Raw genomic sequence first — 23,728 nt, 5'->3', positions numbered from 1 at the left:
GGGCCACGAGATGGAAGCCGGCGCTGAACGCGTTCGCGATCGCTTTCGAGGGCCGCATCAACTAATGACCGCCAGCCCAGAAACACCGTTCATCGGACAGACCCCATCGACAACGATCGCGTGAACATCAGGCGCGGACGGACCAGTGCCGCCCTGCAGCGCGCGATTCCGACGCGACAGGCCGCTCATACGAGCAACTCCACGATCGCAGTCCACAAAGTCATACCGGTCAGGTGGCCGACCTCGGCCGCGCACGCGGAGCGGACTATCGAACCGGCCGGTCGAGCTCGAGCGCGGCTGACGCATGAGGTGCCGAAGCGTCCACCTGGTGCCGCTCGCAAGTGAGGACGAGGACACCGCGAGCGAGAATGAGAACGGACTGATCCCGCTCGCGCAGAAGCGGAGTGAGCGACATCACCGGCGCCGCTAACGGCCGGTCCGATGCGGACTTGCGCGCCCTTGCCGGGCCGCCCGTTTGACGCGGGTCGCCGCTCCGGGCTCCTACTCCTGTGCCCTCGGTCGAGGGCGCAGGATCACGTTCCAGATGAGGAGCGAGCATGAGCGACCAACGATCGGAGCCGCCCGCGACGCCCAAGTCGCCATTTCTGATCGCGTTGGCCGCATTCGAACGACGATGGAACGCCTTCCCCGCAAAGGCGGAGTTCGCCCTCTGGGAGCCATACATGTACGCGGAAGACAGCGAAACGTCGATCGGACTAGGGCGCCCGGGCGCGAACTACAACTCCGCCGTCACGATCACACTGGACTCACCCGACGGGCCCCCGCCCTATCCAGCGCAGCTTCGCAAGAACCCCTCGCCATTGCACAGGCGGCCAGCATGTGGCAACTGTCAACTACACACGCTCGCGTGACGATCGTCGCTGCCACGGCAGCATTGGCGGCGTCGCGAGAAGCGATCACCAACGCGCCCGAGCTGCGTTCACCCATCCCGCCGGAAAGCGTCGCCGGAGACAACTCGATGCAGCGGCTTCTTCCGAGGACGTCACGGCAAGAGCCACTGGGCATATCGGGCCACAGCACAGGGGAAGCATTCGCTACTTCAAAGCGACAGGTGCCACCGTTTGGCCGATAGGCCAGGCACACACCCTGTGATCATCGGGTAGGCCGCGACTCGCAACCTTGCACGCCGGGCCGGTGCTACCGGACATTGAGCGCCCGGAGCTGTCCGGCAGGTCCTGTTACGGCGAGCTGGAGGTCGTGGCGGCTGTCATCAACCGACCATTGTGCGAACGCGCAGCAGTCCCGCTCGGAGTCCACGAGAGCACGCAACCGGGTGACGGAGTCCTCGACCTTGGCGTAGTGGATGACGAGGCTCGTCTCGCTGCGTTCGACGTCGAGCTCGTACTCGTCCTCGAATGCCCGCCACTGCGCCTGTCGTTCCTGGCGTTCCTCAGCCGGAAGCGCGCAGGCCCCCGATGCTGCGGAGCCTTCGTCCTCCGCGCCGTCGAAATCTTCCAGTACTTCGAAGGGCGATTCCAGCTCGCCCTGCCAGGCCTCGATGCCTTCGCGGATCGCGAGGACGGCAACGACGAGCGCGGCGACGGAGTCGGCCCAGGCCCAGCCGAGGAGAGAGTTCAGGATGAGGCCGATGAGCACCGTGCCGGAGAGGTAGACGCAGAGCAGGAGCTGCTTCGCGTCCGCCTGCACGCTGCGAGATGCCAGCGCCCGGCCGGTGGAGAACTCGAACCAGGCCAGGCCCGGCATGACCATGAGACTTGCGATCGCGATGCCGATTCCGGCCGCGGAGTGCTCCGGCTCGTGAACGCCGGTGAGGGCGACGACCGCATCGACGGTGACGTAGGCAGCGAGGGCGAAGAACGCGATCGCGATGACCTTTACGGTCGCGCGCTCCCACCGCTCAGGGTCTTTGCGAGTGAACTGCCAGGCGATGGCAGCGGCCGAGGCGACCTCGATCACCGAGTCCAGCCCGAAGCCCATCAGCGCCGCCGACGAGGCGATGGTGCCCGCGGTCAGGGCCACGATGGCCTCAATGACGTTCCAGGTGATCGTGAAGAACACGATGAACCGCACCCGACGGTGCAGCGTCGCCCTTCGCTCCGGGCTCAGTGTGTCGCTCAACGTACGCACGCCCCACCGCAGTCCGAGACCGGGCACGAGGACGCTGTGCAGGCGGCGCCCCCGTCCACGGCGACGGTCACATCCAGCAGCATCGACAGGGCACGGGCGAGCCGAGGCTCGGCGATCTCGTACCGGGTCTGCCGGCCCTCGGGCTCGGCGACGACGATCCCGCAGTCACGCAGACGCGCCAGATGGTTCGAGACGTTCGTGCGCGTGAGCCCCAGGTCCCGGGCGAGCCGCGCCGGGTACCCGGGTTCATCGATGAGCGAGGACAGGATGCGCGAGCGGGTCGGATCGGCCATCGCCCGGCCGAGCCGGTTCATCACATCCGTTCGCGAAGCAATAGTCAGCACACACTGACCATACAGCGAGTGCTGACCTAAGGAAGCCCGGCGCCGTCGACGGAACCCACGGATCGACTAACCTGAAATCGGCTCCTGTGTCCGTGAGTTCCCGGCCTTCTAGGCTTCAGGATTGGTGAACTTACGGGAGTTGGCAATCATTCGTGTCGTGGTGTCGAACGCCGCGAGTTCGGATGCGTGCAGTTGATGTTGCACGATGAAACTTTGCTCTCTGATGCGCCAGAGGCCCTGCCCGGTCCCGAGTCCGGGCAGGAGAGCGCGCTCCGTCTCCGTAAGGCCAAGAGCGTCGGCGGTGATGCCGAGCTGGTCGGCGGTTTGCCGGTAGATGATGCGGGTTTCGGCGTTGGCGAGGAGTGAGCTGGCGAGGGAGCGCATGGCGGAGCCTTGGTCGCCGACGTTGTCGAGGTCGGAGAGCTTGTGGAAGATGAGCAGGTTGGCGATGCCGTAGTGGCGGCTGAGTCGCCATTGGGCGTCCATGCGGCGGAGCAAGCTGGGGTGGCTCATGAGGCGCCAGGCTTCGTCGTAGACGACCCATCTTTGGCCGCCGTGGGGGTCCATGAGGGCGGCTTCCATCCAGGCGGAGGAGCACGTCATCAGGATGGAGATGAGGGTGCTGTTTTCGGTGACGCGGGAGAGGTCGAGGGAGACCATCGGCAGGGTGGGGTCGAAGCTGACGGTGGAGGGGCCGTCGAAGAGGCCGGCGAGGTCGCCGCCGACGAGGCGACGGAGTGCGTGTCCGACGTAGCGGCCGTCTTCGGCTAGGCGGGGGTCTTCGGCTGCGTGTGGTTGGAGGATGCGGTCGACGACCATAGGGAGGATCGGGACAGGGGTTTCGGCGACGGTCTGCCGGAGGGCGACATCGACGGCGGTGTGCTCGACGGGGGAAAGGGGGCGGCCGAGCACGGTTTCGCACAGCGCGCCGACGAGGTCGCGGCGGCGGGCGCTGACCTGTGCGAACCAGTCGGTGTCGTCGATGCCGGCGGGGCGGGTGCCTTCGTCGAGGGGGTTGAGGCGGGTGTTCATGCCGTGGCCGAGGATGATGGCTTGGCCGCCGACGAGTCGGGCGATGGGGGTGTGTTCGCCTTTGGGGTCGGCGGCGACGTAGACGCGGCGGCCGAAGGGGATGGAGCGGGTGTAGAGGGCTTTGGCGAGGGCGGATTTTCCGGAGCCGACGATCCCGGCGAGGACGAGGTTGGGTGCGGTGATGAGGCCGCGTTGGTAGAGGACCCAGGGGTCGTAGACGAAGCTGGCGCCGGAGTAGAGGTCTTGGCCGACGAAGATCCCTTCGGCGCCGAGGCCGCCTTCGGCCAGGAACGGGTAGAGGCCGCGAAGGGCGGCGCTGGTGTCCTGGTGGGCGGGCAGGCGCAGGCGCAGCCCGGAGCGTAGCGCTGCCGGCCCTGGCTCGCCGGCTGCCGGTAGGTAGTCGATGTGGCTGCTGGTGTCGCGTTCCTGTTCGCGTTCTTGGCGGGCAAGATCGCGCCGGGTCTCTTCGGCGTCGGCGAGGAGTTGTCGGGCGGCGCGCTGTCGCTGGCGCCGGTCGCGGCGCGTGGTTCCGGCGAGGTCGATGAGGACGGTGGAGCGTGTACGGTCACGGTTCGACATGCCATCCCTCCTTCCGATCGCAGCGACCGCGGGTGCTGCGGGCAATCAGCTGTGCGTCTCGAGTGGGGCCGGTCATACGTGTCGGCACAGGGGGAGGGCTGCGGCGGTGAAGGCCTGGGCTTGCTGGCCGACGACGCGCCGCAGCTCGCAAGAGACCTGGATCGCCGCCTGCTCGATGCGTGCGCAGGATGCCTCGAGTTCTTCCCCACTTCGGGCGGCGACGGTGACGAGGCCGGTGTAGCGCAGGACGCCGTGGCCGGCGGTGAGTTCGGCTTCTTGCTGGAGGACGTCGGCGTATTCGGCGGTGATGGCGGCGTCTTCGATCTGGCCGAGGCGGGCGCGTTGGGCGCGGTCGGAGAGGTGCTCGGTCTTCCGTTTGCGGATCTGTCTCGCGGCGACGTCGGCGCGGATGGGGTCCATCAGGACGGTGAAGGTCGCCTGGATGCCGTTGGTCAACAGCAGCGGGGACAGGAACCCGGGGTAGACCTTCGAGCGGGGCCATTCGCTGATCCAGTAGACGGCGTGGTAGGCGGAGTCGGTGTGCAGCATCGCCCATTCCTCGTCGACGGCGACGGGTCCCGCAGTGGCGAGGTCTTCGCCGAGTTTCCCGGAGCGGTCCAATGTGGCGGCCATCGCGGTGTCGTAGGCGGAGCGGAGGGCGACGGCGAGCCGGCCGGGGGTGTACCAGGGGCCGGGGTGGAGTTCGGCGGCGCGCAGGGCGCTGGTGAGGGTGGCCATGTCCTGGGTGAGGACGGCGGCGGCGCCTTTCAGGCCGCCGCCGGAGGAGCGGATGATGCGGGCGGCGGCTCGCATGTCGAGTGACAGGGCGATGGTGGAGCGGTGCTGTTCGGAGGCGGGGCCGGCCTGGTCGATGAGCTCTTGGTAGGTGGTGGCGGCCCAGGAGCTGTCGGCGGTGCCGTGTTCGGCCCACCATTGGGCAAGCCCGGTGCCGGAGTCGGGGCGGGCGCGTTCGAGGACCTGCAGGCGGGCGAGGTGTGGTGAGCGGCAGACGGTGGACAGCACGCGCCCCCAGCCGTGGGTGCGGCGTTCCTGGTCTGCCGGGTCGAGCAGGGCGAGGCCCCGGTGGTCGACGTCGACCATGGCGGTGAGGGTGGCCTGGTGGGGGTCGTGCACCATGACGGCACCGGTCTCGGGGTGCACGTATTGCCGCAGCCGAGCAGCGTCCCCCGGCAGCGCGAGGGTGCCGGCAGCGCGGGGTTTGACGATGCGGCGCCGGTAGTGGGTCTGGCCGGTGGCTTGGCGCAGCTGCCAGCTGAGGGTGACCGGCGCCCATTCGATGACCTTGCGGCTCTGGATGGTGACGAGGGCAGCTGCGGCGAAGGCAGCCCACCCGGGCGCCGTATAGAGAAGCCCGGTGGTCCCGGCAGTGTAGAGCGAGGCCACGAACAGGAGGCCTGCGATGGCGAGGCAGACGAGCTGGCTGGCAGACAGGCCGAGAATGACGCCGCGGCGGGAGAGCCGGGAGAAGGTGACGGGGGTCAGCTCGTAGCGGGCAGATGAGGTGCTCATCAGCGTCCTTCCTGAGTGGCGCTTACTCGGTCGGTGGCGTGGGCGCGGGCTTCGGCCCGGGCGGTGGCGCCTGCGGGGGCGACGTCTGCGGCGGCGGGGTCTGGGTTGGCGGGGCCTGGTTGGGCTGGCCAGCGGGTGCGGCCTCTGGGGGTTGCGGGCTGGCGGGCGGGCTGCTCAGCGGAGGGGTCTGCGTCGCAGGACCACCAGCTGTGGGAGTGCTGCTGGGTGTTGCGGCGTCGGTGGCGGCGCTCATCTGCGCCTCGCCGCCGGCGCCGACGGCCCCGCCGGCCTGGGGGCCTGCGGTGGCGGCCTGCTGGGCGAGTTCAGCGGCGAGCACCGCGCCCGCAGCAGGGCCTGCGGCTGCTGCACCACCGGCTGCCGCCCCAGCGCCGTCGGTGGCAGCACCGGCCCCGGCCGCCTGCGATGCCGAACCAGTGCTGGCCGTTCCGGCGCCGCCGGTCGAGTTGGTCCCGGCTCTGGGTGTTGGCGTATCGGGGGGGCTTCCGGTGCCGGAAGGTGTGAGGTCGGGGGGTCCTGGCGGTGGGGTGCTGTCGCCGCCGCTGTCGGGGCTGCCGGTGTCGCCCTTGTTCCCGAGGACCTTCTTCACGGCGTCTGTGTCGGGCATGTTCGGCAGGGGCAGTGGCCGGTTGGCGGCCTGCTTGGCTTCTTGCTCCATGGACATGGCGTGGTAGATGTCGAAGCCCATGAAGCTGATCACCTTGTAGACGAGGTAGGGGGCGAAGGCGGCCATGAGCAGCAGGGCGATGCCGGCGATCGGGTTGGCGATCGAGGAGATGTCGAGGCTGATGGGGGAGTCGACCTGGGTGATCGCGATGAGGAAGATCGTGACGACGACGAGCTTGGAGACGATCATGGCGAGCATGAAGCCGGCCCATTTGCCGACCCAGCCGCGCGTGGTGTCCCAGCTCATCCCGGACAGGGCGATCGGCGCCATCACGGTGGACAGCAGGATGAGCGCTTTGCGGATCAGCAAGGAGAACCAGAGGATCGCGCAGCCGGCGATCATGAGGGAGCCGAGGAAGATCGTCAGCAGTGCCCCCGCGCCGGGAGCCGCGGTGGTGACCGCGCCGATGGACAGCGCGAAGACCTCGAGCTTGGCGCCCATCCCGTCGACGGTGTTGCCGGTGGCCTGGATGAGCCCGGTGGACAACTCGTCCACGATCGCCAACAGGGTGGCGGTGATGGTGACGGCGACGAAGGATCCGAGGACGCTCTTGGCCAGGCCGATGCCGGCGCGGGAGAGCGCGCCGGGGTCCCGGTGGATCATGCCGGTGATCAGCTGCAGGAGGAAGAAGCCGAGCATGACGAAGATCGCGATGCCGAAGACGATGTCGTAGACCTGCAGCAGTCCCGGCTCGTTCACGTTCACGCTGGTGGTGTCCATGATGAGTGCCCACATGCCCTCGAAGAGCCACTGGGCGACGGCCGCGATCGCGTCGGCGAGCCAGTTGAACGGTCCGGCGATCAGGTTCCCGGCCGCGCTGCTGGCCGTCCCGCAGACCGCGGAGATGACCGGCACATCGCAGATCCCAGCCACGTTGTCCCTTTCCTCGTGTTCGTCGTGTGCGGCTGGATGGGGTCAGACGGACTGGCCGACGCCCCAGAAGAAATTGACCAATGCGACGGCGGCCCCGCAGATGACGGCGGCGCCGCAGGAGACGAGGACGCCGGTCTTGCCGCGGGAGGCGAGGTGGGGGTTGCTGGAGTTGGCGCCGAAGCCCCAGACGACGGCGGAGATGATCAGGGCGAGGACGGCGAGGATGAGGCCCACGGTCATCACGGCGCCGACGATGGTGCGCAGCTGGTCGATGCCCGGCAGACCGCTGCTGTTCGGGGTGATGTCGATATCGGCGAGCGGGTGCAGCAGCAAGGTGTTCTTCACGGCAGTGGGTCCTTCGACGGCGGTGGGTGGCCGTCCGTGCGGGCAGCCGCAGTCGAGGAGCCCGCACGGCCCCGCCGAGGCTCAGATGGTGCCGCCGACGCTGATGAGGAAGTTCACCCAGGCGTCCGCGCCGCCGGCCATCGCGGCCGCGCCCAGGCACACCCACAGGGTCGTGCGGGCGCGGGATGCGCCCTGGTGGTTGCCGCTGGAGTGGCAGATCGCCCAGGCGGCGCCGGAGATCACGATCATCGCGGCGGCCGTGATCAGCACGATCGTCAGCAGCGCTCCCACGGCACTGATGAGGTCCGTGCTGGAGACCGCGCCGACGTTCGGGTAGACGCCGGAGGAGACAGTCAGGTGCGGCATAGGGACTCCTTCCGCCCGCCACGAGCGGCGGGCACGACAGCAAGGAGCCCGCCGCGCGTGACCGGCCCGTTAAGCTGCCGGCGGCCGGGGCCGGCTACGGGGTGCCGGTGGGGCGGCCGATAAAGTCCAGGAGCCGTTCGTCGGAGGTCGACCAGACCTGCTGGATCTTGACGTTCTCTCCGGGCTGCGGGGCGGCGATCATCATGCCGCCGCCCAGGTAGATGGCGACGTGTTCGTAGGAGCCGTCCGGTTCCTGCCAGAACAGCAGGTCGCCGCGCTCGGCGTCCGCCATGGGCAGGGTGCGACCTTCGGAGACCATGCGGGAGAGCTGGTCGGTGACGCTGTGGGTGCCGATGTCCACGCCGGCGGCCCGGTAGGCCATCATCGTGAGCCCTGAGCAGTCCCAGCCGCCGGGCGCCTGGCCGCCGAAGACGTACGGCTGGCCAAGCTGGTCTTCGGCGTAGGCGACCGCCTGCGCGACCTCGACCGTGTTCGGCGCGAACCCCCCGCCCGCGCCCTGGCCCGGTCCCGGGTCTCCACCAGGCAGGCCGCCGGTGGTGGCGGCGCACGCGGACGTGCCTGGCGCCGGGTCCCAGGATGAGGCGGCGCCGGCGGCGGTGGCCGCCGGGTCATCCACCGGATCATCGGTGCTGCTGGTGGCGCTGGTCAGTGCGGCCAGGATGCCGTGGGCGGCTTTCTCCTGCGCCTGGTACCGGTCGGGGTAGGCGCTCACCTCGACCGCCTGCGCGGCAGCCCCGAGAGGGAGTGAGTCCCAGTGCGGGATGTCCAGGAGACCGCGGGGGCTGCCCTTGTTGGGGCCGGTTGGGCCGCCGTAGAAGGCTTCGGCCTGGTATTGCGGGTCCATGAGCTCGGCGACCGTGCCCCACCCGGACTGCGGGCGCATCTGGAAGATCCCGAGCGAGTCGTGATCCGACCCGTCCCCGTCGTGCGGGAAGTTGGCGGAGTCGGGGTAAGCGCCCGGGTTGTCGAGCATCCGCAGCCCGGATTCCACGAGCCCGGCCATCAGGGCGATCGTGATCCCGTTCTTGCTCACACCGGGTGTCGTCGTGCCGACGCGGATGATCGTCAGCGCGTTGACGAGCTGCGTATGCGTGAGCGTCATGCTCCCGCCGTCGGTGTCCACCGTGAGGGTGTTCGGGGCGGCGTCATCCACCGCCAGGTTGTTGCCGAGGCAGGAGTTCTGCGCATTGGCCGGCGCGACGACGAGCACCACGGCAAGGACGCCGAACAAAGGCCCAAGGACCGCGGCGGCCAACAGACTGGAGAGCACCTTTCCCATGACGTCAGCCCCTATCGCAGCGGGGTGCCGAGGGCCGAGAGCCGCACCAGCTTGCAGCTCGAGTACGTCGGCTGGCAGGTGACGAACACGGTGAAGGAGACCTCATCGGAGGTGCGGGTGGGCTTCCCGAGCCACACGCCGCTGCGATGCCGGGTGCCGTCGATCGTCACCGCGCTCGTGCCAGCCGGGATCGTGGATCCGCCTTCCGCCAGCGCTTGATCCCACGCCTTCTTCGGTATTGCGGCGGTCCAGATCGTCAGGGACTGGCGGGTGGAGTAGGCGGCGAGCTGCTGCCACTGGGCGGCGGTCGGCAGGTAGGCGTTCAGGTCGTCGTAGAGCCCGTCCAGGTCGGGGCTGTCCGGGTCCGCCTGCCGCATCAGCGCATTCAGGTATCCCGTGCGAGTCACGGAGCCGGTGGTGCTCCAGGTGAAGATGTCGGCGGCCACCTGGCGTGCGTACACGACCGGGTTGTCCTGTCGGATCACCGGGGGTGTGGTCGCTGGCGCGGTTGGCGTTACAAGAGGGGCAGCGGAGGCAGCATGGGCTGGAGTCCTCGAGGCGTCGGGGGCGCCGCGCAGGAGTCCGTAGATGCCGATGCCGATGAGGACGAGCGCGGCCGCGAGGATGCAGGCCAGAAGGATGACGGTGCGGCGGCGAAGGTGCAGGGTGCGCATGCGCGGCTCTCAGGCTCGACGGTCAAACGGGGACACCCCACAGGAGCCACCCCCGACCCGGAGGGGCCGTTCAACTGCGTGAAACTGCCCGCAGGGCCGCGACTTCGTCGACGAGCGCGGCGAGCCGGGCGCTCAGGTCTTTCAAGCCTTGCCACTGCTCGTCGGTGAGTGCGGCGGCCAGGGCGGCGGGGTCCGGCTGTACCCAGCCGCCCTGCAAAGGGGTGACCGTGCCGAGGAAGCGGGCGGCCTCGCGGCGCACCCGCAGACTTTCCGGAAGATCCCGCCATCCTGCACGGTCGTCCCCGGCGTCGAGCTGGGCGATGGTGCGCTTGGCGTGCGCGAGGCCGTCGCGTGACGGCGCATGGGTGCGCAGCCGCGACAGCTCCCGGGCCGCGTGCTGCCGGTGGTCCGCGGACTGTCGGGGGTCGGAGGCGGCCTGGATGAGTGTCGTGGAGACCTCCATGGTCTTCACGCTCGTGAATGCGGCGGCGACCTTCCTGCTCCGGTCGATCTCCACCAGGGCCTGCCGGGCCTGCTCAGCAAGCCACGGGTTCGGTGAACGGGTGAGCTCTTGGACAGCGAGGACTTCCTCCAGCCGCTGGTAGGAGTTGGTGCCGGTCACCGCGCGGGCGGCCTCTTGCCGCGCCTTGCCTGCCATCGCCGGTACCGGTGGTGCGGATTCCGCACCACCGGCATCTTGTGCACGGTAGCCGAACTGGGTGAGCTGCTGCCGGTGCCGGGCGGCGTCCTTCGCGATCTCCAACAGTTCGGCGTACAGGGCCGCCTGCTCGCTCGGCTTCAGCGCCTCGGCGAGCTCCAGGTCGTCACGCATCGCCAACAGTTGCCCGAGGCCGTCCGAGACGGTCTCCAGAACCCACACGTCCGCGTGGGTCACCTCGAGCAGCCTGAGCGCGGCGACCCGTCTCTCTCCCAGCACCAGGAGTCCTCGACCTGTCACGGTCGGCGGGACCAGCAGCCCGCGTTGGCGGATGGAGGCGGCCAGGACCTCGATGCCGGTCAGCTCCTGCCGGAAGCGTCTTCCGATCTGGATGTCTGCAACCGGGTAGCCCGGGACGAGATGGCCGCCGTGCACCTCAGACTCCCGCCGCGCAATACTGCGGGGTGCTGGCGCTGGCCTCCTGCGTCAAGGCCTCGTCCAGGAGCAGCTCCGGGAGGGCGGCACCGGCCAGGACGCGCGGGATCGCGCCGATCCGGGCGGGACGCTTGGCGGTGGAGTGCGTGCCGATCAGGGTGTGGATGAGTGCGGACCAGCACCGCGGCGGCAGCCCGAGGAGTTCGCGCATCGCGCGGTCGCGTTGCAGCGTGTCCACCGCGGAGTCCAAGGAACCGAGGTCCGTGATGCGCCCGCACATGTACTCCACGACCGCGATCGCGTCCTCGGGGTCCCAGCCGGCACGGGTGAGGTAGGCGGCGGGAACATGGATGACGTCGTCCAGCGCCTTCTCCTCACGCTCGGGTGCGGGGGAGTGGAGCGTGTCGAAGAGGTATTCCTCCCATTCGCCGGCGCGCACCGGCACCCGCTCGGGGCGGATGCCGTCGTGCTTGATGCGGTTGCGGGAGGTGATCTCGCGCTCGGCGGCCGTCTCCAGCCGCAAGTCCCGCTCGACGGCGACTGTGACCATTGCCCACGGGTCCCGGGCGTGCAGGATCGCGGCGGTCCGCATGGCCAGGAACGCGGCCGCGGCGGCCTCCCACGGTTCGCGGTGCCAGCTTGCGGCCAAAGGTTCGTAGCGGTGCGCGGCGTAGAGCATCAGGTCCTGCGCGATCGGCAGGCTCCGCCAGCCGGTCTCACCGCAGGCGGCGATCACCTGCAGCACGCTGCGCAGGCCCTCTGAGGTGGCGAACACCTCCATTTCCTGCCGCGGCAGCCGGCTGATGTCTACACGCTGAACGGTCATTGCTCGAATCCCTCCTGGTTCGCCTAATGCCAGCCAGGAGTTCCGCCGTGCCCGAAGCAGATCATCGGCTTGCGCCTTCCCGCTCGATTTCGGACGCGGGAACTCTGACTCCAGCGGGCTGAGCCTCCGGGCTGCGCATGGCGCCTGTCCGTTCCTGCAGCCGGGCGATGAGCGTGTCTCGGATGTCTTCCGCCTTGACGTTCAGCAGCAACCGGGCGCGCAGCTCCGCGTCGATCCCGTGGCGCAGCAGCCGATCGGTGGCCCGTTGGCCGAGCTCACTGGCGTGCACCCAGTCGATCCCGGCGCGAGTACGCCCGGGCGCCTCCAGCTCCGGCGACCTGCCATCTCCAGCCGCCCCGGTCGACGGGTCACCGGTGACGCCCAGCCCTGGATCCTCGCGTTCAGCCCGGTCATCCTCCGGAGTCTCTCGGACGTCAGCGCGGGTCTCGTGCTGTTCATCTGTCATGGCGCCTTCCCCTTCCTCATGTGGTGTCGGCGGATGGTGAGAGCCACCGGCCGACGGTGGATTTGTGCACGCCCAGCTCGGCAGCGATCTGGGCATTGCTCAGCCCCTGCGTGCGCAGCTGCCGTGCACGCCGGCGGCGCTCCAGTTCCTTCTCCGTCCGCTTCGCCGGCTCAATTTCGGATGCGGGCGCTTCCACGGACACCGGAGGACGCGCGACGAGGGCGGTGAGGTCTGCCGAAGTTGGTGCACCTGACAGTGCTCGTGCGCGTGGCGATGCCGGTAGCAGCTTCTCTGCTGGCATCGCCTGCGCCGTCGGCGCAGCTGCTGCCACTGGGATTTCGGGGCGTCCGGATCGGCGGGCGAGCTCAACGGTCAGATGTGTCGAGGCCAGGAGGACGAGAGGGGGCACGGCTGCCATCAGCCCCGCCAGCGGTGCAGGAAGACTGCCGGCACGGGTGACGAGAGCGTGCGCCGTGTTGGCGACCACGCTCACCCCGGAGCCCGCGATGAGCAGCATCCACGGGTAGGCGACCGCGCGTCGGCCGTGGGGGCGCAAGGCAACGATCGCCACAGTGGAGACAATCATCATCCCGTCCACGATCACCGGCCACATCCACGCCTCGAACCAGGCCAAGCCGGCCCGCTGCGCGAGATTCGTCAACGCGGTCGCCGACAGCCAGAACGCGCCCACGTCGATCAGCCCCGTACCGGCCATCGACACGCCGAGAACCCACCGCGGCACGCGCCCCGTCAAACCGTCCACACCTGGCACGTGATGCGGGGCGGTCATCGGCTCAGCGGAGGACCGGCTTCTGCGGGTCCCGCACCGGCGGCAGGCGGCCCAGGCGCGCCGCCCGCGCTGGGGCGCGGGACAGTCCGGTACGCGGAGGCGATGGTCGCCTCGATCTCTCGATCCTCCAAACCGATCTGCCGGGCGATCTCACCCAGAGTCGCCCGGGCATGCTCGGGCGCGAGCCCGTGCTCGGCCAGGCGGCAGGACGCCCAGAACAGGGAGGCGTTGCGCTCGCCCACACCCCGCTGTGCCAACCACCGCTCCAGGCGGCGTGTCACGGTCTCGTCTGCGGGCCGCCGCCACGACGTCTCCCGCGTCGCGCTCGGCGGACGAAGCACGGCGCGGATCGCCGTCGCATCCACCGGCATCGCCGCACCCGGGGCGACCCCGACGAGGTCGTAGCCGCGCCGTCCGCCGTTCGGCTGCACCACCTGGGAGGGTATGCCGAGCACGTACCCGCCAGCGCCGCGAAAGTCGATCGCGTGAGCCGCGTCCTGCCAGCTCTGCTGCGGCCGATTCGGATCCGCCGGAAAGTAGATGTGCGCGCCGCCCGACGGCGTCGCCACCAGCTGCGTCCACCCCTCTAACAGTCCCGCGCGCTGCAACCGAAGCATCGTGTCAAAACCAGAGGTCTCCGCCTTGTGATCGACGTCGACGACATCGAAGATCACGCCAGTCGGCAGACCGATGTTCGCCCGCGGCCACGCACTCCACCACCGACGCACCTGGTCCAGCTCGAGGCTGGCGTCCAAGAAGCCACGCTCCGTCAGGGGAAACTTCCGCCCCGGGGCCACAGGGAACACCGGCTGCCCAGACGCCGCATACCCCAGCGCCGCCCCCACGAGATCACTCGAGCTCCCACCCATCGCTGGCCACCTCCCGTCGCACGCTCGAGCGGCGACACAAGACAGGAGCCCCGTGGGACCACTGGGGGAGAGGGATGAACTGCGGTAGCAATCCTCGCGTGGAAATGTAAACTGTGATCACGCATCATGGCTCGCACAGTAAACTTCAGTACACAAATATGCAAGTGTCATAAAACTACGGTTGCGCCCATGGAGGGAGGGGTGCGATGCCCAATGGGCTTCCGGATTTCACGCAGCGGTTGAACGCGCTCTTCGACAGCAGACCTGACCCTGCCACGGGCAGGCCGTACACGAACGTGGCCGTCGCTGAGGCGCTGCGCACATACGGGGTCCCGATCACGCACAGCTATCTGGGTCAACTGCGCAATGGTCGCAAGAGCGAACCGAGCGCCGGGCTGGTCGGGGGTCTGGCGCAGTTCTTCGAGGTCTCCGCCGACTATTTCTTCGGCTCCTTCGCCCGCGTGGACCAGGACGAGCTCGCGCGCAGGCTCCGCCTCCTCACCCGCCGCCCCCAGCAGCCGGTCGATGTGACCCGCCTGGTCACCGCGGTCGCGGCCTCCTCTGGCGAATCATTCGATCTGAGCTCCTGGGAGCGCCTGCTCTCCGGCGCGGGGCCGGCCCGCGTGCGGCAGTCGACGCTCGAGGCGATCGCCGACTTTCTCGAGGTCCCGCGCGAATATCTGCTTGCACGCGCGGAGGACGAGAAGGTCGCGCTCATCGAAGCGCGCATCGACCTCGTCGACGCGGTCGCTGAGACCGGCAGCGCCGGCGTATCGCTCCGATCCGTGGGCGAACCCACTCCGGAGACCCTTCGCGCGATCGCTGCAGCGCTTCGCGCCAGCAGAGCTGCCACGTCCGGTCAGCACTCGCCTATGCGCCTCGAACGAGGGTAGCCCGCGGGCTTTGCTTGCGACGTACAGTGACAGCATGGACGAGAAGCCATCCACGACCCGACGGGATTGAGCCACCGGGACAGGATGCGGGGGTGTTTTGGCACAAGGGGGCTCGCGGCGGCAGGGACGACCGGCCGTTAGGCGGAACTGTGCCGGCAAAGAATGCCTCGGTCCTCGGGTTCTCCCAGGGTGTCGGCTGGGACGAACTGGTCGGTTACGTCACTCAGACAACGCGCAAGAACGTCCGGATCCAGGCCATCGGTGACGCGCACTGGCGCAACGCCACAGCTGCGCTCAGCCGCTTCCCTGACCAGGATCTGATCCTGATCCGCTACACCGATTCGCCGCTCTACCGTACGCACAGCATCCTGCACGAGTTCGGTCATCTCCTCTTGGGCCATGACGGGTGCACGCAGAGCAAGGACACCGTCCGCGACGACGCGCACGAGCAGGCCGCGGAACTACTCGCCTACCAGCTTGCCCAGCGCCTTTATCGGCCAGGCGACTACGAGGACCTGCGGGTCCTCGGATGAGAGCGTTCTTCCTGCTCGAGCAGATCGCGACGATCCTCTTGCTCGTGCTGGTGATCCTGCGCGCCCCTGCGGTACGGAGAGGGCCGCGTTCGCGGCAGGTGTGGTTCGCAACGCTCTTCGGCGCTTTCGGCCTGTTGTGCCGCGGCACTTTCATCCCGCCGCCGACCCTCGACGCGCTTCTTGGCAGCCACAACTGGCTGAACCTCGCGCAGAACCTCTTCGCGACCGCCGCATTCTGGCTGGCCGTGCGCGGGATCATCGGGCTCGTCCGAGAGACCCCGCAGCCGAGCTACCTCGCAGGCCTCCTGATCACCTGTGCCGCCATCAGCTTGCCCTTCGTGTTTGTCCAGAAGGGCGACCACACTGACGGCCGCGCCTTCATCGCGATGAACATCGGCCAGACGCCGATGCTCATCTACGTCATCATCTACACCGCGACCGTCGGAATCCTTGCCAGCGAACTGCTGATCGCGATCCGCCGCCGCTCCAGCAGGTTCTATATTCCCTTCCGCACCGGCGCGATCCTCGTTGTTATTGCCAGTGCCGACGAGCTCGCCTACGCGATCCTCGCCCACTGGCGCCTGTCCACGCAGGACCTGCGCGGCCTGCTCTACACGAGCTTCACGCCGTTGTTCTATCCCGGGCTGATCTTCATCACGATCGCGTGCTTCCTGTTCCTGGGGGCGCGCGCCTGGCAGCGCCGCCGCGCTCTGGAACTCGTCGCCCGCCTCGACCCTGAAGCAGCCTCTCGAGGGCGGCACCCGCAGGGCGAGATCGTTCTGCTGTATGAAACGGTCGTGCATATCAGCGACCGTGCCGTCCTCAACACCGGGCCGCAGAATCCCGCCCTGGCTGAAGCGGAGGACTTGCTGTCGCACTACCTGGCTCTGCGGATCCCGCGTTTCCGACGAGCGATAACCTACAAGCCGCAATGACCGTCCTCCTCATCGTCCTCCTGTTGGTGCTCCTCGCCGTCCTCTTGTTCGCTTACCTGCGCCAATCCGGCAGCCGCGTCGTGCGCTCCAGGCCGCCGAGGCTGCTCCCGGTCACCTGGAGCGACGACGACATCGAGCTGCCGTGCACCCCAATGACAGATGCGCCCGGACGGTACGGCATCTGGGTCCGCGGCGCCGACGAGGAGGAAGAGACCCACCTGCTCGTCGGCGAGCGTCGAACGGACCCCTCCGGCTCGCCGACGGTGCACCGAGCCGTCCGGCATGTCGCCGGTCCACAGCGCGACGGCAAAGGATTAGCTCGCTTCACCGGGCATGTTTTTCCCAGCCCGGACTCCATCGCACCCCGACGCTGGTCGGAGGCAACCGTCCCCTCCGGCGTCGGCCCATGCCCCGCCTGGCTCATCACCCCCGGGCAGGCACACGACCCCGCCTCGTGGGGGATCCACATCCACGGCTTCGGAACCACCCGCATCACCGCCCTGCGCACGGTCCCAGCCGCCGAGACTTTACGGCTGACGTGCCTGGTCCCATCGTTTCGCGGAGACGGCGACGGACCCCCTACGCGGTCGAGCTCGTCCACACTCGGCGCAGCCGAATGGGCCGACATCGACGCCGCCATCGACTTCGCCGTCGACCACGGCGCCAAAGACATCACCCTGTTCGCCTGGTCGATGGGCGCCCCGCTCGCTTTCGCCGCCGCCGCCCGTGGGAAGAACGCCGACCGGATCCGCGGGATCGTAGCCATCGCCCCGGTCACCGACTGGCCACTCCTCATCCGTGCCGGAGCGAGGCGCTCCGGCCTGCCCGCCTTCCTCGGATCATTCACTGCCTGGGGCCTCCAGCAGCCCCTGATCGAGCGCTCGCTCGGGATCACGACCCGCATCAGCTTCCAGATCACCCGCGCCGACGCACGCGCGGCCGCCGAGCGGCTGCCGATCCTCATCCTGCACTCTGAAGACGACCCGATCGTGCCCCACGAAGGCTCGTGTCTCTTCGAGCGCGCATACCCGGACACAGTCACCTTGCGCAGCTTCCGCACCGTCGGGCACGCCTGGGAGTACAACGCGGAACCCGACAAGTTCAACGACGCGATCATCGCCTGGTACCGCGACCGAACCTCGCACCCAACCCCGAACCCGTGATCTGCCCCGGCAGCTGCCGGCGCTAATGTGGCCGCCTTGGTCACGGCGGCCACATGGAAGGGCGTTTGCCGTTTGCCCGGCCGATTCTCCGGGCCGCTCCGCCATCCGCAACCCCGCGGCGACAAACTCTTCGCCCCGCCGCTGCGCTCTTCCGGGGGCGAAAACTTGGCCGCCGAGGGGCCGGCCTGAGGCCTCTGCGGACGTCTCTCGCCGCCCTCGGAATCTGCTCTCGCCAAACGGCAAAAAACGCGAGATTCCAGGAAAACCCGATTTGAGTCGGGCTCCTTGCGGACATCGCCTCAACGAAAGAAGGAAGAACACCATGTCCGATCAGATCACCGTCACCGGCATCGTCGGGACCGAGCCGAAGCAGATCACCACCAGTGCGGGACTGGCCATCACCAGCTTCCGCCTCGCCTCCCAGGAGCGCCGCTTCGACCAGGACAGTCAGAGCTGGGTGCACGGCGAGACCAACTGGTACACCGTCAGCGCCTTCCGTCAGCTGGCCGACAACACGGCCGCCTCCCTCCAGAAGGGAGACCACGTCATCGTCACCGGGCGGCTGCGGATCCGCCCGTGGCAGGCCGGAGACAAGGGCGGCACCGATGTGCAGATCGACGCCGACGCACTCGGCCCCGACCTGAATCACGCCACCGCCACCGTGACCCGCCGCCCCCGCGCCGCCGAGGGAGAGCCCGCAGCAGCCACCGCGACCGGGCCGGCCCAGCCGGTAGGTCTCAACCCGCAGGACGCCCTGGCGCAGTTCCAAGCCGCCGCCAGCTGAGCAGCACACCGCACAAATGGCGGGCCGCCCTTTCGGCGCGGCCCGCCATCCACGTTTACAACGCCTAAGGTGTGCTCCGCAGTCAGCGGCCCATCGCAGGTGCCGCAGCAGCCATGCTGTCCCGGCCCGGCCACGACAGCGGGGCAGTCCCAGGATCCCGGACCTGCTCCGGCGCGGCCGGGGCGCGCGCTGGGGCGACGAGGTGCCCGTCCTGCACGGTGTAGCCGCCGGCTTGCAGCTGCCGCTCCACCGCCGCCAGCCGGGAACCGGGCGTCCCGGAGCGGCGCCCCAATGTCATCTGGGTGACCGCGGCCACCACCGTCTGCGACTGGTCGTCGAGTGCGAAGGCGGCCGAACCCGTCGACCACACGTCCGCGGGAAGCGGGGCGACCACCACCCGTACCGGGCCGCCACCGTCCAGCCGGGTGCCCTGGTAGACGCCCGGCGGCAGGTCGCCTTGCGCATCGGCAGCCGCACCCTCGAACCCGGCACCCGCCTCCAGCGGGTCCCGCACATGCACACCCGGGTTCAGAGACTCCAGGAACGCCTCGACGCGGGGCGCCGAGGCGCGGTTGCGGATCTGCTCCTGCCACAGCTCGCCGCGCAGCAGCGCGACGGCCACCACGTTTCTCTCCGTCTCTACACCGGGAACCGGGTCGATGCCTCCGGAGGCGAGCAGCTGGACCTCCTGCAGGGACCGTGCGGCGACTCGGTCGCGCCAGGCCAGGAAGTGTCCGCGGGTCGCCTGCGGGTCCTCCCACGCGAAGGTCGCCCCCGGCTCCATCAGGTCTGGGATGCGGGGCAGCGACCGGGAGGTCACCTCCTGGATGGCCCGCAGGACCCTTTCGCTCATCCCGGTCTCCTCGAGGCGAATCGTGTCGTCCATCCGCCGCACCTCCTCAACATGTCCGAATCGTTCAGGACTCAGGAGTCCGCCTCGACCCGGCAGCCCGGGCCGAGGCGGGGGAGCGGAGCCGCTTACGCGGCACTGTGCCGCCAGGTGGGACCGCTGCGCGGTGCTGCCCTTCTGAGGAGCGTTTCTTGTCCTTCTCGGACGTCGATCCTGGGCGCTGCCCGCGTCGCCGGCGCAACCCCGTTCCGGCAACTTTTTGCCCTCGGCCCTGCCCTGCGGGCATGCGCGGGCCGGGTGCGAAAACTGGCCGGCCCTGGGGTCCGCTGCGCTTGCGCCGGCTCGGGACCGCGCCCCTGGATCACGCACCGAGAAGGCCAAGAAAAACGATCGGCCTCCACCACTGAAAGGACACCAGCCATGATCATCACCGAGCAGTTCACCACCCCGATCCCGAACCGGGACGGACGCGCGCTCAGCAGCGAGATCGCCCTGCCGGAGCGTGAGGACGGCACGCAGATCGTGCTGCGCGTGACCACCACCGGCGCCTCCGGCGGCCGCTACCGGGCCACCGCCTCCCGACCGCTGATCTCCCACGAGCGCGGCTTCGCCGTCGAACAGGTCGCCATGACCTTCGGCGTCGACTCCGACGTCAAGGCCCTCCCACTGCCCGCAGGCGCCCCCGGCGGACGGTTCAGCCGCAAGACCCTCGCCGACCTCCACTACTCCGTGCTCGCGAGCATGCGCGCCGAGCTCGAGACCTGGCTCGCCTGGGCCGCCGACTCCACCGCAGCCCGCGACAACTAGCCACAACCCCGGGTGGGGCGCCCCTCTCACGGCGGCCCCACCCCTCCACACGAAAGGACCAACAACATGACCGGCCAGCCCACGGCGACGATCACCGTCACCGGATACCCGCTCCCCGAGCCCGTCATCATCCCCGCCGTCCAGCCCGACGAGACGATCCAGGGCGACGGCTACCTCCTCACCCCGGCACAGACCAGGCAGCTCCTGGACGTATGGAAGGACGCGCCCGGCGAGCCCGACGTCGTGCGCGAATGGATCTACTCCGAGGCCGGGCTCTTCGTCACCGCCCTGCACCTCGACGAAGAGATCACCCTGTCGATCTGGGAAGCCGCGATCGGCTCCGATGGCGCCGACCTGTACTCCACCACCGCCATGCCCTTCGACTTCAACGTGGAAGAGACGTCATGAGCCGCCGGTTCCGGGCCGAGCAGTTCACCGACTCCGGCTGGAGCAGTGGCACCCGCGAGAAGAAAGCCCGCTTCACGAACGCCCTCATCCGATTCATCGACAACGACTGCCCCGAGGAAGCCTTCACCACGGCGCTCTACGACGGCCTGTCCACCCACGGCTACTTCGGCTTCATCGCCCACTACGACCGCCACGGGTTCTACACCGCCCAGCTGTCCACACCGGAACGCCGAGCACGCTTCCTCGACAGCCTCCTGCGTGCGTGCGAACGAGACGCCCACACCGACCGCCCGGACCTCTGGTCCGACGTCAAACACGCCCTCCTCCAGCACCACGCCAACGAGAACACCCCGGCGAGCAGCTGACTATCCGGCGGAGATCCGGTTCGACGTGCGGCCCGGCACGATGCCGGGCCGCACGGGAAGGGGAGCCGCTGCGCGGCACAGCGCCCGCCGGATGGAACCGCTTCGCGGTGCTGCCGTCTCACAAGCCTTCTTGCCCTTCTCGGACGTCGATTCTGGGCTCGATCCGCTTCGCCGGCGCAACCCCTCCGCGACAACTTTTCGCACCCCGGCCCTGCCCTTCGGGCACCCACGGGCCGGGGTGCGAAAACTGGCCGCTCCAGGGTCGCTGCGCTTGCGCCGACTTCACGGCCGGCCCGGAATCACCGCACCGAGAAGGACAAGAAAAAGCTCGGACACCCAACCACAGGAAAGGACACCCCGAGATGGCATTCCTCATCACGCGGGACTTCATCACCCGCAAGAACGAAGAAGGCTACGGCGTCGGCGTCACCGGACCCCGCACCGCCCGCGACGAGACCATCGCCCGCCTTCAGAACGGCGAAGGCGAGGCCTTTCGGCTCCTCGACGACGACGGCCTCGTCTACTACCACGGTCGCTTCCTCGACGACGCCTTCGCCGAGGACTACCGGGGCGAACCCGAATTCCAAGCCCTCGACTGCTACGGCACCCCCAACGCCGGAGCGGCCTGGATCCAGTACCGCAACGAACACGGCACCTGGGAAACCCTCTAGCCCCCCCGACACGAAAGGACCACCACCATGACCACCACACCGCTCACCCCGGCCGCCCAACAGGACGGGAACGCTGCCGCCGCCGACCCCACGGGCGCCGTCCGCCCGGGCCCCCAGATCCGCAACCGGACCCTCGAGTACGAGGTCCCGGTCGACCCGGCCGAGCTGACCCGCTGCGACGCCTGCGAATAGGACCCGGAGGACAGCTGATGAGCACTGACACCGACATCTACGTCGACGCCGACGACCTCCCCGAGGAAGGCGCCCGGCAGCACATCGCCGACACCCTCGCCACCCTCTGGCGACGCCAGACCGGCGACGACCTCGACGACATCCACCACGAGTACCTCCAACCTCTTCGAGGAGACGCCCACGGTTCCGTCACCGGCGAGGACTGGAACTCGAAATGGTCCATCGGCGAAGCCCCCTTCGTCGCCCGCGTCCTCTCCCGTCTGTTCCCCGGTCGCACCGTCACGCTGACGGAGATCTGGGACGACGACCTCGGCGGGGGAGAGCGCAACACCTACCGCGACGGCACCCACATCTGCCGCGAGACCAAGGACTGGGTCGAACAGCCCCTCACCTGAACCATCCGCGGAGCCGCGCCCCGAAGAGCGCGGCTCCGCCAACACCTAGAAAGGAACACCCACCGTGCTTGTCACCCACACCCCGTCGGGCCGGCGTGCCGAGGCCGGAGATGCCGCTACCGCGATCTTCACCCCGGCAGGCGGAACCGCCATCACCGTCCACGCCTACTACGAGACCAGCTGGGACCAGCAGGTCGAGCCGTTCATTCCCACCGTTGCCGTCCGCGACATCCTCACCGCCTGGACCGCCGTCGACCCCCAGCACCGCGTCTTCACCTGGCCTCAAACCGAACGCAGCGACGATGATGCCATCATCGCCTACATCACCCGCGACGGCACCATCGTTCTCAACACCTGGGCCGCCAGCAACGAAGACGACAGCTACAGCCTCACCAGGCTGCCGAGCCTCCTGCCCGACGAGCGCTTCCTCCTGTCCATCGAGGTGCAGCCATGACCCGCCGCAACGCCCCGGACGAACAGCTCGCCTTCGACATCGACGCGCTCATCCATGAGGCAGACGTCCGGACCGCCCCTGCCTGGGAAGGCGCACCCCTGCACTTCACCACCGCGTACTGGACCCCCGAGCAGCTCACCGCCGCTTTCGACCGCTGGACCTTTGAGCATGGCCGCTTCGACAGCCTCCGCACCTCCCACATGTGGCACCCCGCCGTCACCATGGAACACGCCAACGCCAACACCACCGGCCACGACCTGCGCGTCTTCAGCGTCGACCTGCGCTGCCACCACTACCGGGAACGCTGCTCCTGCATGGGTGATCTCCTCTACCGCGCGATCTGCCACAACTGCGCCTGGCACCACGACGGCACCGAATCACAGATCGTAGCCGCCTGGCACGACCACGCCTGGCCCGGCTGGCGCGAACTGCCCATCATCCCGATCACCATCGCCAAGACCGACGACCAAAACCGCCCCACCACGAAATGCCTCGAATGGATCACCGAGCACTACCCAACCGACTGGCAGACCTCCGGCGCACCCGTCATCACGGAACGCGTCCCCCACGGCACCCGCAGCGTTCCCGGACGCAGCCCCTGGTCAGGCTTCGACCTCTCCCACACCCTCCTGAACTGCAACCCCAACTAGGCGAACACCCGCGCGCCGGAGACCAACCGCTGCTGCAACTCCGAGGTCGCAATGCTTGCGTCAGCGCCCGTGCAACCGACCGTGCAACCAAGGCCGCTGAGCGCACCCGCCCCACCGCTCGGCGGCCCAGCCGCGCTTGCGCGGCACGCTTCTGGCCCGCGCCAGCATGGCCAGCAACCGCGAGCACGCTCCGAACTCCCCTCCCAGCTCACTACCACCTGTGATCTGTATCACCAGGCCAAGCTCACGACACGTCGACTTAGTGACGCCGCTCAGCGGGCCGCGCGACCAGCACCCCGAACCTCCGACCTCAGCCAGACAATCTCTAATACAAAGATGACCACACTTCTTGCAAACATGGACCGCTATGCGTCTGCTATGAGCCAGTCGAGAAGTAGGCATCCTCTCGGCAGCGCGCATCGATCGAGCAGCATGTCATCGCTCATGCCTATTCAAGAAGACTACATTTCGGCGTCGCTCGGTGACGTTTCTATCGAGTTGAGGTCCATGCACTCCGTCGTAATCAGCCCGAGCTGGCATTAGCCGGCGCAGTGCGCATGCAATGCAAAGCGACGGCAGGTGCCACATGCCGCGCAGCTTCCGTTTCCGCATCGATCCCGTATTACCCGCCGACGCGCAGCTAGGGGACTGTCTGATTTCCGGTGTTTCTGGGGTGGCCTGACTGGAAGGAACAGGCCGTGATGGACACGACCGAGATGATCGATCCTGTGACCGGGGAGATCATCG

General features: G+C 68.7%; 28 protein-coding genes. 13 read left to right on the top strand and 15 right to left on the bottom strand.

All coding sequences use genetic code 11. The features are described 5' to 3' along the window. Positions 1-1,158: 1,158 nt before the first annotated feature. The 14 genes from ACFOYW_RS16745 to ACFOYW_RS16680 all read right to left on the bottom strand — a co-directional run bounded on the left by ACFOYW_RS16745 (position 1,159) and on the right by ACFOYW_RS16680 (position 13,881). Complete coding sequence (locus tag ACFOYW_RS16745) at positions 1,159-2,100, bottom strand: cation transporter (RefSeq protein WP_390231609.1); 942 nt, start codon at positions 2,098-2,100, stop codon at positions 1,159-1,161. Further along, positions 2,097-2,453: a Cd(II)/Pb(II)-sensing metalloregulatory transcriptional regulator CmtR gene (gene cmtR, locus ACFOYW_RS16740; RefSeq protein ID WP_390231606.1), complete on the bottom strand. Its 357-nt coding sequence runs from the start codon at positions 2,451-2,453 to the stop codon at positions 2,097-2,099. Before cmtR ends, ACFOYW_RS16745 begins: the two co-directional genes overlap by 4 nt. Before the next feature lie 108 nt (positions 2,454-2,561). Next, positions 2,562-4,064: an ATP-binding protein gene (locus ACFOYW_RS16735; protein WP_390231604.1), complete on the bottom strand. Its 1,503-nt coding sequence runs from the start codon at positions 4,062-4,064 to the stop codon at positions 2,562-2,564. Positions 4,065-4,136: 72 nt separating this feature from the next. Next, entirely contained in the window at positions 4,137-5,594 is a 1,458-nt protein-coding gene (locus ACFOYW_RS16730; protein ID WP_390231601.1) for an SCO6880 family protein, read from the bottom strand. 22 nt (positions 5,595-5,616) lie between these two features. Then, entirely contained in the window at positions 5,617-7,152 is a 1,536-nt protein-coding gene (locus ACFOYW_RS16725; RefSeq protein ID WP_390231598.1) for a conjugal transfer protein TrbL, read from the bottom strand. Between the two features lie 42 nt (positions 7,153-7,194). Continuing rightward, positions 7,195-7,497, bottom strand: a complete 303-nt coding sequence (locus ACFOYW_RS16720; RefSeq protein ID WP_390231595.1) for a DUF6112 family protein — start codon at positions 7,495-7,497, stop codon at positions 7,195-7,197. An 81-nt stretch (positions 7,498-7,578) separates the two neighbouring features. Then, on the bottom strand, positions 7,579-7,863 hold the full coding sequence (locus tag ACFOYW_RS16715; protein WP_390231592.1) for a DUF6112 family protein: 285 nt from the start codon (positions 7,861-7,863) through the stop codon (positions 7,579-7,581). 94 nt (positions 7,864-7,957) lie between these two features. Beyond that, on the bottom strand, positions 7,958-9,163 hold the full coding sequence (locus ACFOYW_RS16710) for a C40 family peptidase (RefSeq protein ID WP_390231589.1): 1,206 nt from the start codon (positions 9,161-9,163) through the stop codon (positions 7,958-7,960). 11 nt (positions 9,164-9,174) lie between these two features. Then, entirely contained in the window at positions 9,175-9,837 is a 663-nt protein-coding gene (locus tag ACFOYW_RS16705) for a hypothetical protein (RefSeq protein ID WP_390231586.1), read from the bottom strand. A 70-nt stretch (positions 9,838-9,907) separates the two neighbouring features. Next, on the bottom strand, positions 9,908-10,930 hold the full coding sequence (locus ACFOYW_RS16700; protein ID WP_390231583.1) for a ParB N-terminal domain-containing protein: 1,023 nt from the start codon (positions 10,928-10,930) through the stop codon (positions 9,908-9,910). Between the two features lies 1 nt (position 10,931). Continuing rightward, positions 10,932-11,756: a hypothetical protein gene (locus ACFOYW_RS16695; protein WP_390231580.1), complete on the bottom strand. Its 825-nt coding sequence runs from the start codon at positions 11,754-11,756 to the stop codon at positions 10,932-10,934. 61 nt (positions 11,757-11,817) lie between these two features. Next, the gene (locus ACFOYW_RS16690; RefSeq protein ID WP_390231577.1) at positions 11,818-12,222 is read right to left on the bottom strand and encodes a hypothetical protein; all 405 of its coding nucleotides are present in this window, start codon (positions 12,220-12,222) and stop codon (positions 11,818-11,820) included. Between the two features lie 16 nt (positions 12,223-12,238). Then, positions 12,239-13,012, bottom strand: coding sequence for a DUF2637 domain-containing protein (locus ACFOYW_RS16685; RefSeq protein WP_390231575.1), 774 nt, complete (start codon positions 13,010-13,012; stop codon positions 12,239-12,241). Beyond that, positions 13,009-13,881, bottom strand: a complete 873-nt coding sequence (locus ACFOYW_RS16680; RefSeq protein ID WP_390231572.1) for a bifunctional DNA primase/polymerase — start codon at positions 13,879-13,881, stop codon at positions 13,009-13,011. Before ACFOYW_RS16680 ends, ACFOYW_RS16685 begins: the two co-directional genes overlap by 4 nt. 206 nt (positions 13,882-14,087) lie before the next feature. Between ACFOYW_RS16680 and ACFOYW_RS16675 the strand changes: the two genes are divergently transcribed. From ACFOYW_RS16675 to ssb, 5 genes are all read left to right on the top strand, one after another. Further along, complete coding sequence (locus ACFOYW_RS16675; RefSeq protein WP_390231569.1) at positions 14,088-14,774, top strand: hypothetical protein; 687 nt, start codon at positions 14,088-14,090, stop codon at positions 14,772-14,774. A 149-nt stretch (positions 14,775-14,923) separates the two neighbouring features. Then, a complete protein-coding gene (locus ACFOYW_RS16670; protein ID WP_390231566.1) occupies positions 14,924-15,307 on the top strand; it encodes an ImmA/IrrE family metallo-endopeptidase in 384 nt (127 codons plus the stop codon). 44 nt (positions 15,308-15,351) lie between these two features. Continuing rightward, entirely contained in the window at positions 15,352-16,242 is an 891-nt protein-coding gene (locus tag ACFOYW_RS16665; protein WP_390231563.1) for a hypothetical protein, read from the top strand. Then, positions 16,239-17,405 carry an alpha/beta hydrolase family protein gene (locus ACFOYW_RS16660; protein WP_390231560.1) on the top strand — a complete coding sequence of 389 codons (1,167 nt, stop codon included), beginning with the start codon at positions 16,239-16,241 and terminating at the stop codon, positions 17,403-17,405. The genes ACFOYW_RS16665 and ACFOYW_RS16660 overlap by 4 nt, the downstream gene beginning before the upstream one ends. A gap of 322 nt (positions 17,406-17,727) precedes the next feature. Continuing rightward, positions 17,728-18,189, top strand: coding sequence for a single-stranded DNA-binding protein (gene ssb, locus ACFOYW_RS16655; protein WP_390231557.1), 462 nt, complete (start codon positions 17,728-17,730; stop codon positions 18,187-18,189). Positions 18,190-18,271: 82 nt separating this feature from the next. Here ssb and ACFOYW_RS16650 read toward each other — a convergent pair whose 3' ends face one another. Further along, positions 18,272-19,042: a hypothetical protein gene (locus tag ACFOYW_RS16650; RefSeq protein ID WP_390231555.1), complete on the bottom strand. Its 771-nt coding sequence runs from the start codon at positions 19,040-19,042 to the stop codon at positions 18,272-18,274. A gap of 417 nt (positions 19,043-19,459) precedes the next feature. Between ACFOYW_RS16650 and ACFOYW_RS16645 the strand changes: the two genes are divergently transcribed. The 8 genes from ACFOYW_RS16645 (at position 19,460) to ACFOYW_RS16610 (ending at position 22,981) form a co-directional block, all read left to right on the top strand. Then, positions 19,460-19,846 carry a hypothetical protein gene (locus ACFOYW_RS16645; protein ID WP_390231552.1) on the top strand — a complete coding sequence of 129 codons (387 nt, stop codon included), beginning with the start codon at positions 19,460-19,462 and terminating at the stop codon, positions 19,844-19,846. 66 nt (positions 19,847-19,912) lie between these two features. Beyond that, a complete protein-coding gene (locus ACFOYW_RS16640) occupies positions 19,913-20,254 on the top strand; it encodes a hypothetical protein (protein WP_390231549.1) in 342 nt (113 codons plus the stop codon). Further along, positions 20,251-20,619, top strand: a complete 369-nt coding sequence (locus ACFOYW_RS16635) for a hypothetical protein (protein WP_390231546.1) — start codon at positions 20,251-20,253, stop codon at positions 20,617-20,619. Before ACFOYW_RS16640 ends, ACFOYW_RS16635 begins: the two co-directional genes overlap by 4 nt. A 362-nt stretch (positions 20,620-20,981) precedes the next feature. Beyond that, positions 20,982-21,290 carry a hypothetical protein gene (locus ACFOYW_RS16630; protein ID WP_390231543.1) on the top strand — a complete coding sequence of 103 codons (309 nt, stop codon included), beginning with the start codon at positions 20,982-20,984 and terminating at the stop codon, positions 21,288-21,290. Between the two features lie 27 nt (positions 21,291-21,317). After that, the gene (locus ACFOYW_RS16625; protein ID WP_390231540.1) at positions 21,318-21,482 is read left to right on the top strand and encodes a hypothetical protein; all 165 of its coding nucleotides are present in this window, start codon (positions 21,318-21,320) and stop codon (positions 21,480-21,482) included. A gap of 17 nt (positions 21,483-21,499) precedes the next feature. Continuing rightward, positions 21,500-21,877, top strand: a complete 378-nt coding sequence (locus ACFOYW_RS16620; RefSeq protein WP_390231538.1) for a hypothetical protein — start codon at positions 21,500-21,502, stop codon at positions 21,875-21,877. A gap of 64 nt (positions 21,878-21,941) precedes the next feature. Next, on the top strand, positions 21,942-22,331 hold the full coding sequence (locus ACFOYW_RS16615) for a hypothetical protein (RefSeq protein ID WP_390231535.1): 390 nt from the start codon (positions 21,942-21,944) through the stop codon (positions 22,329-22,331). Continuing rightward, positions 22,328-22,981, top strand: coding sequence for a DUF6349 family protein (locus ACFOYW_RS16610; protein WP_390231532.1), 654 nt, complete (start codon positions 22,328-22,330; stop codon positions 22,979-22,981). Before ACFOYW_RS16615 ends, ACFOYW_RS16610 begins: the two co-directional genes overlap by 4 nt. Positions 22,982-23,728: the final 747 nt, after the last annotated feature.

Source organism: Gryllotalpicola reticulitermitis (assembly GCF_042651345.1).
In the GTDB taxonomy this organism is placed as follows: domain Bacteria; phylum Actinomycetota; class Actinomycetes; order Actinomycetales; family Microbacteriaceae; genus Gryllotalpicola; species Gryllotalpicola reticulitermitis.
The sequence above is the reverse complement of the archived record's forward strand: the minus strand, read 5'-3'. Positions and strand labels throughout refer to the sequence as shown.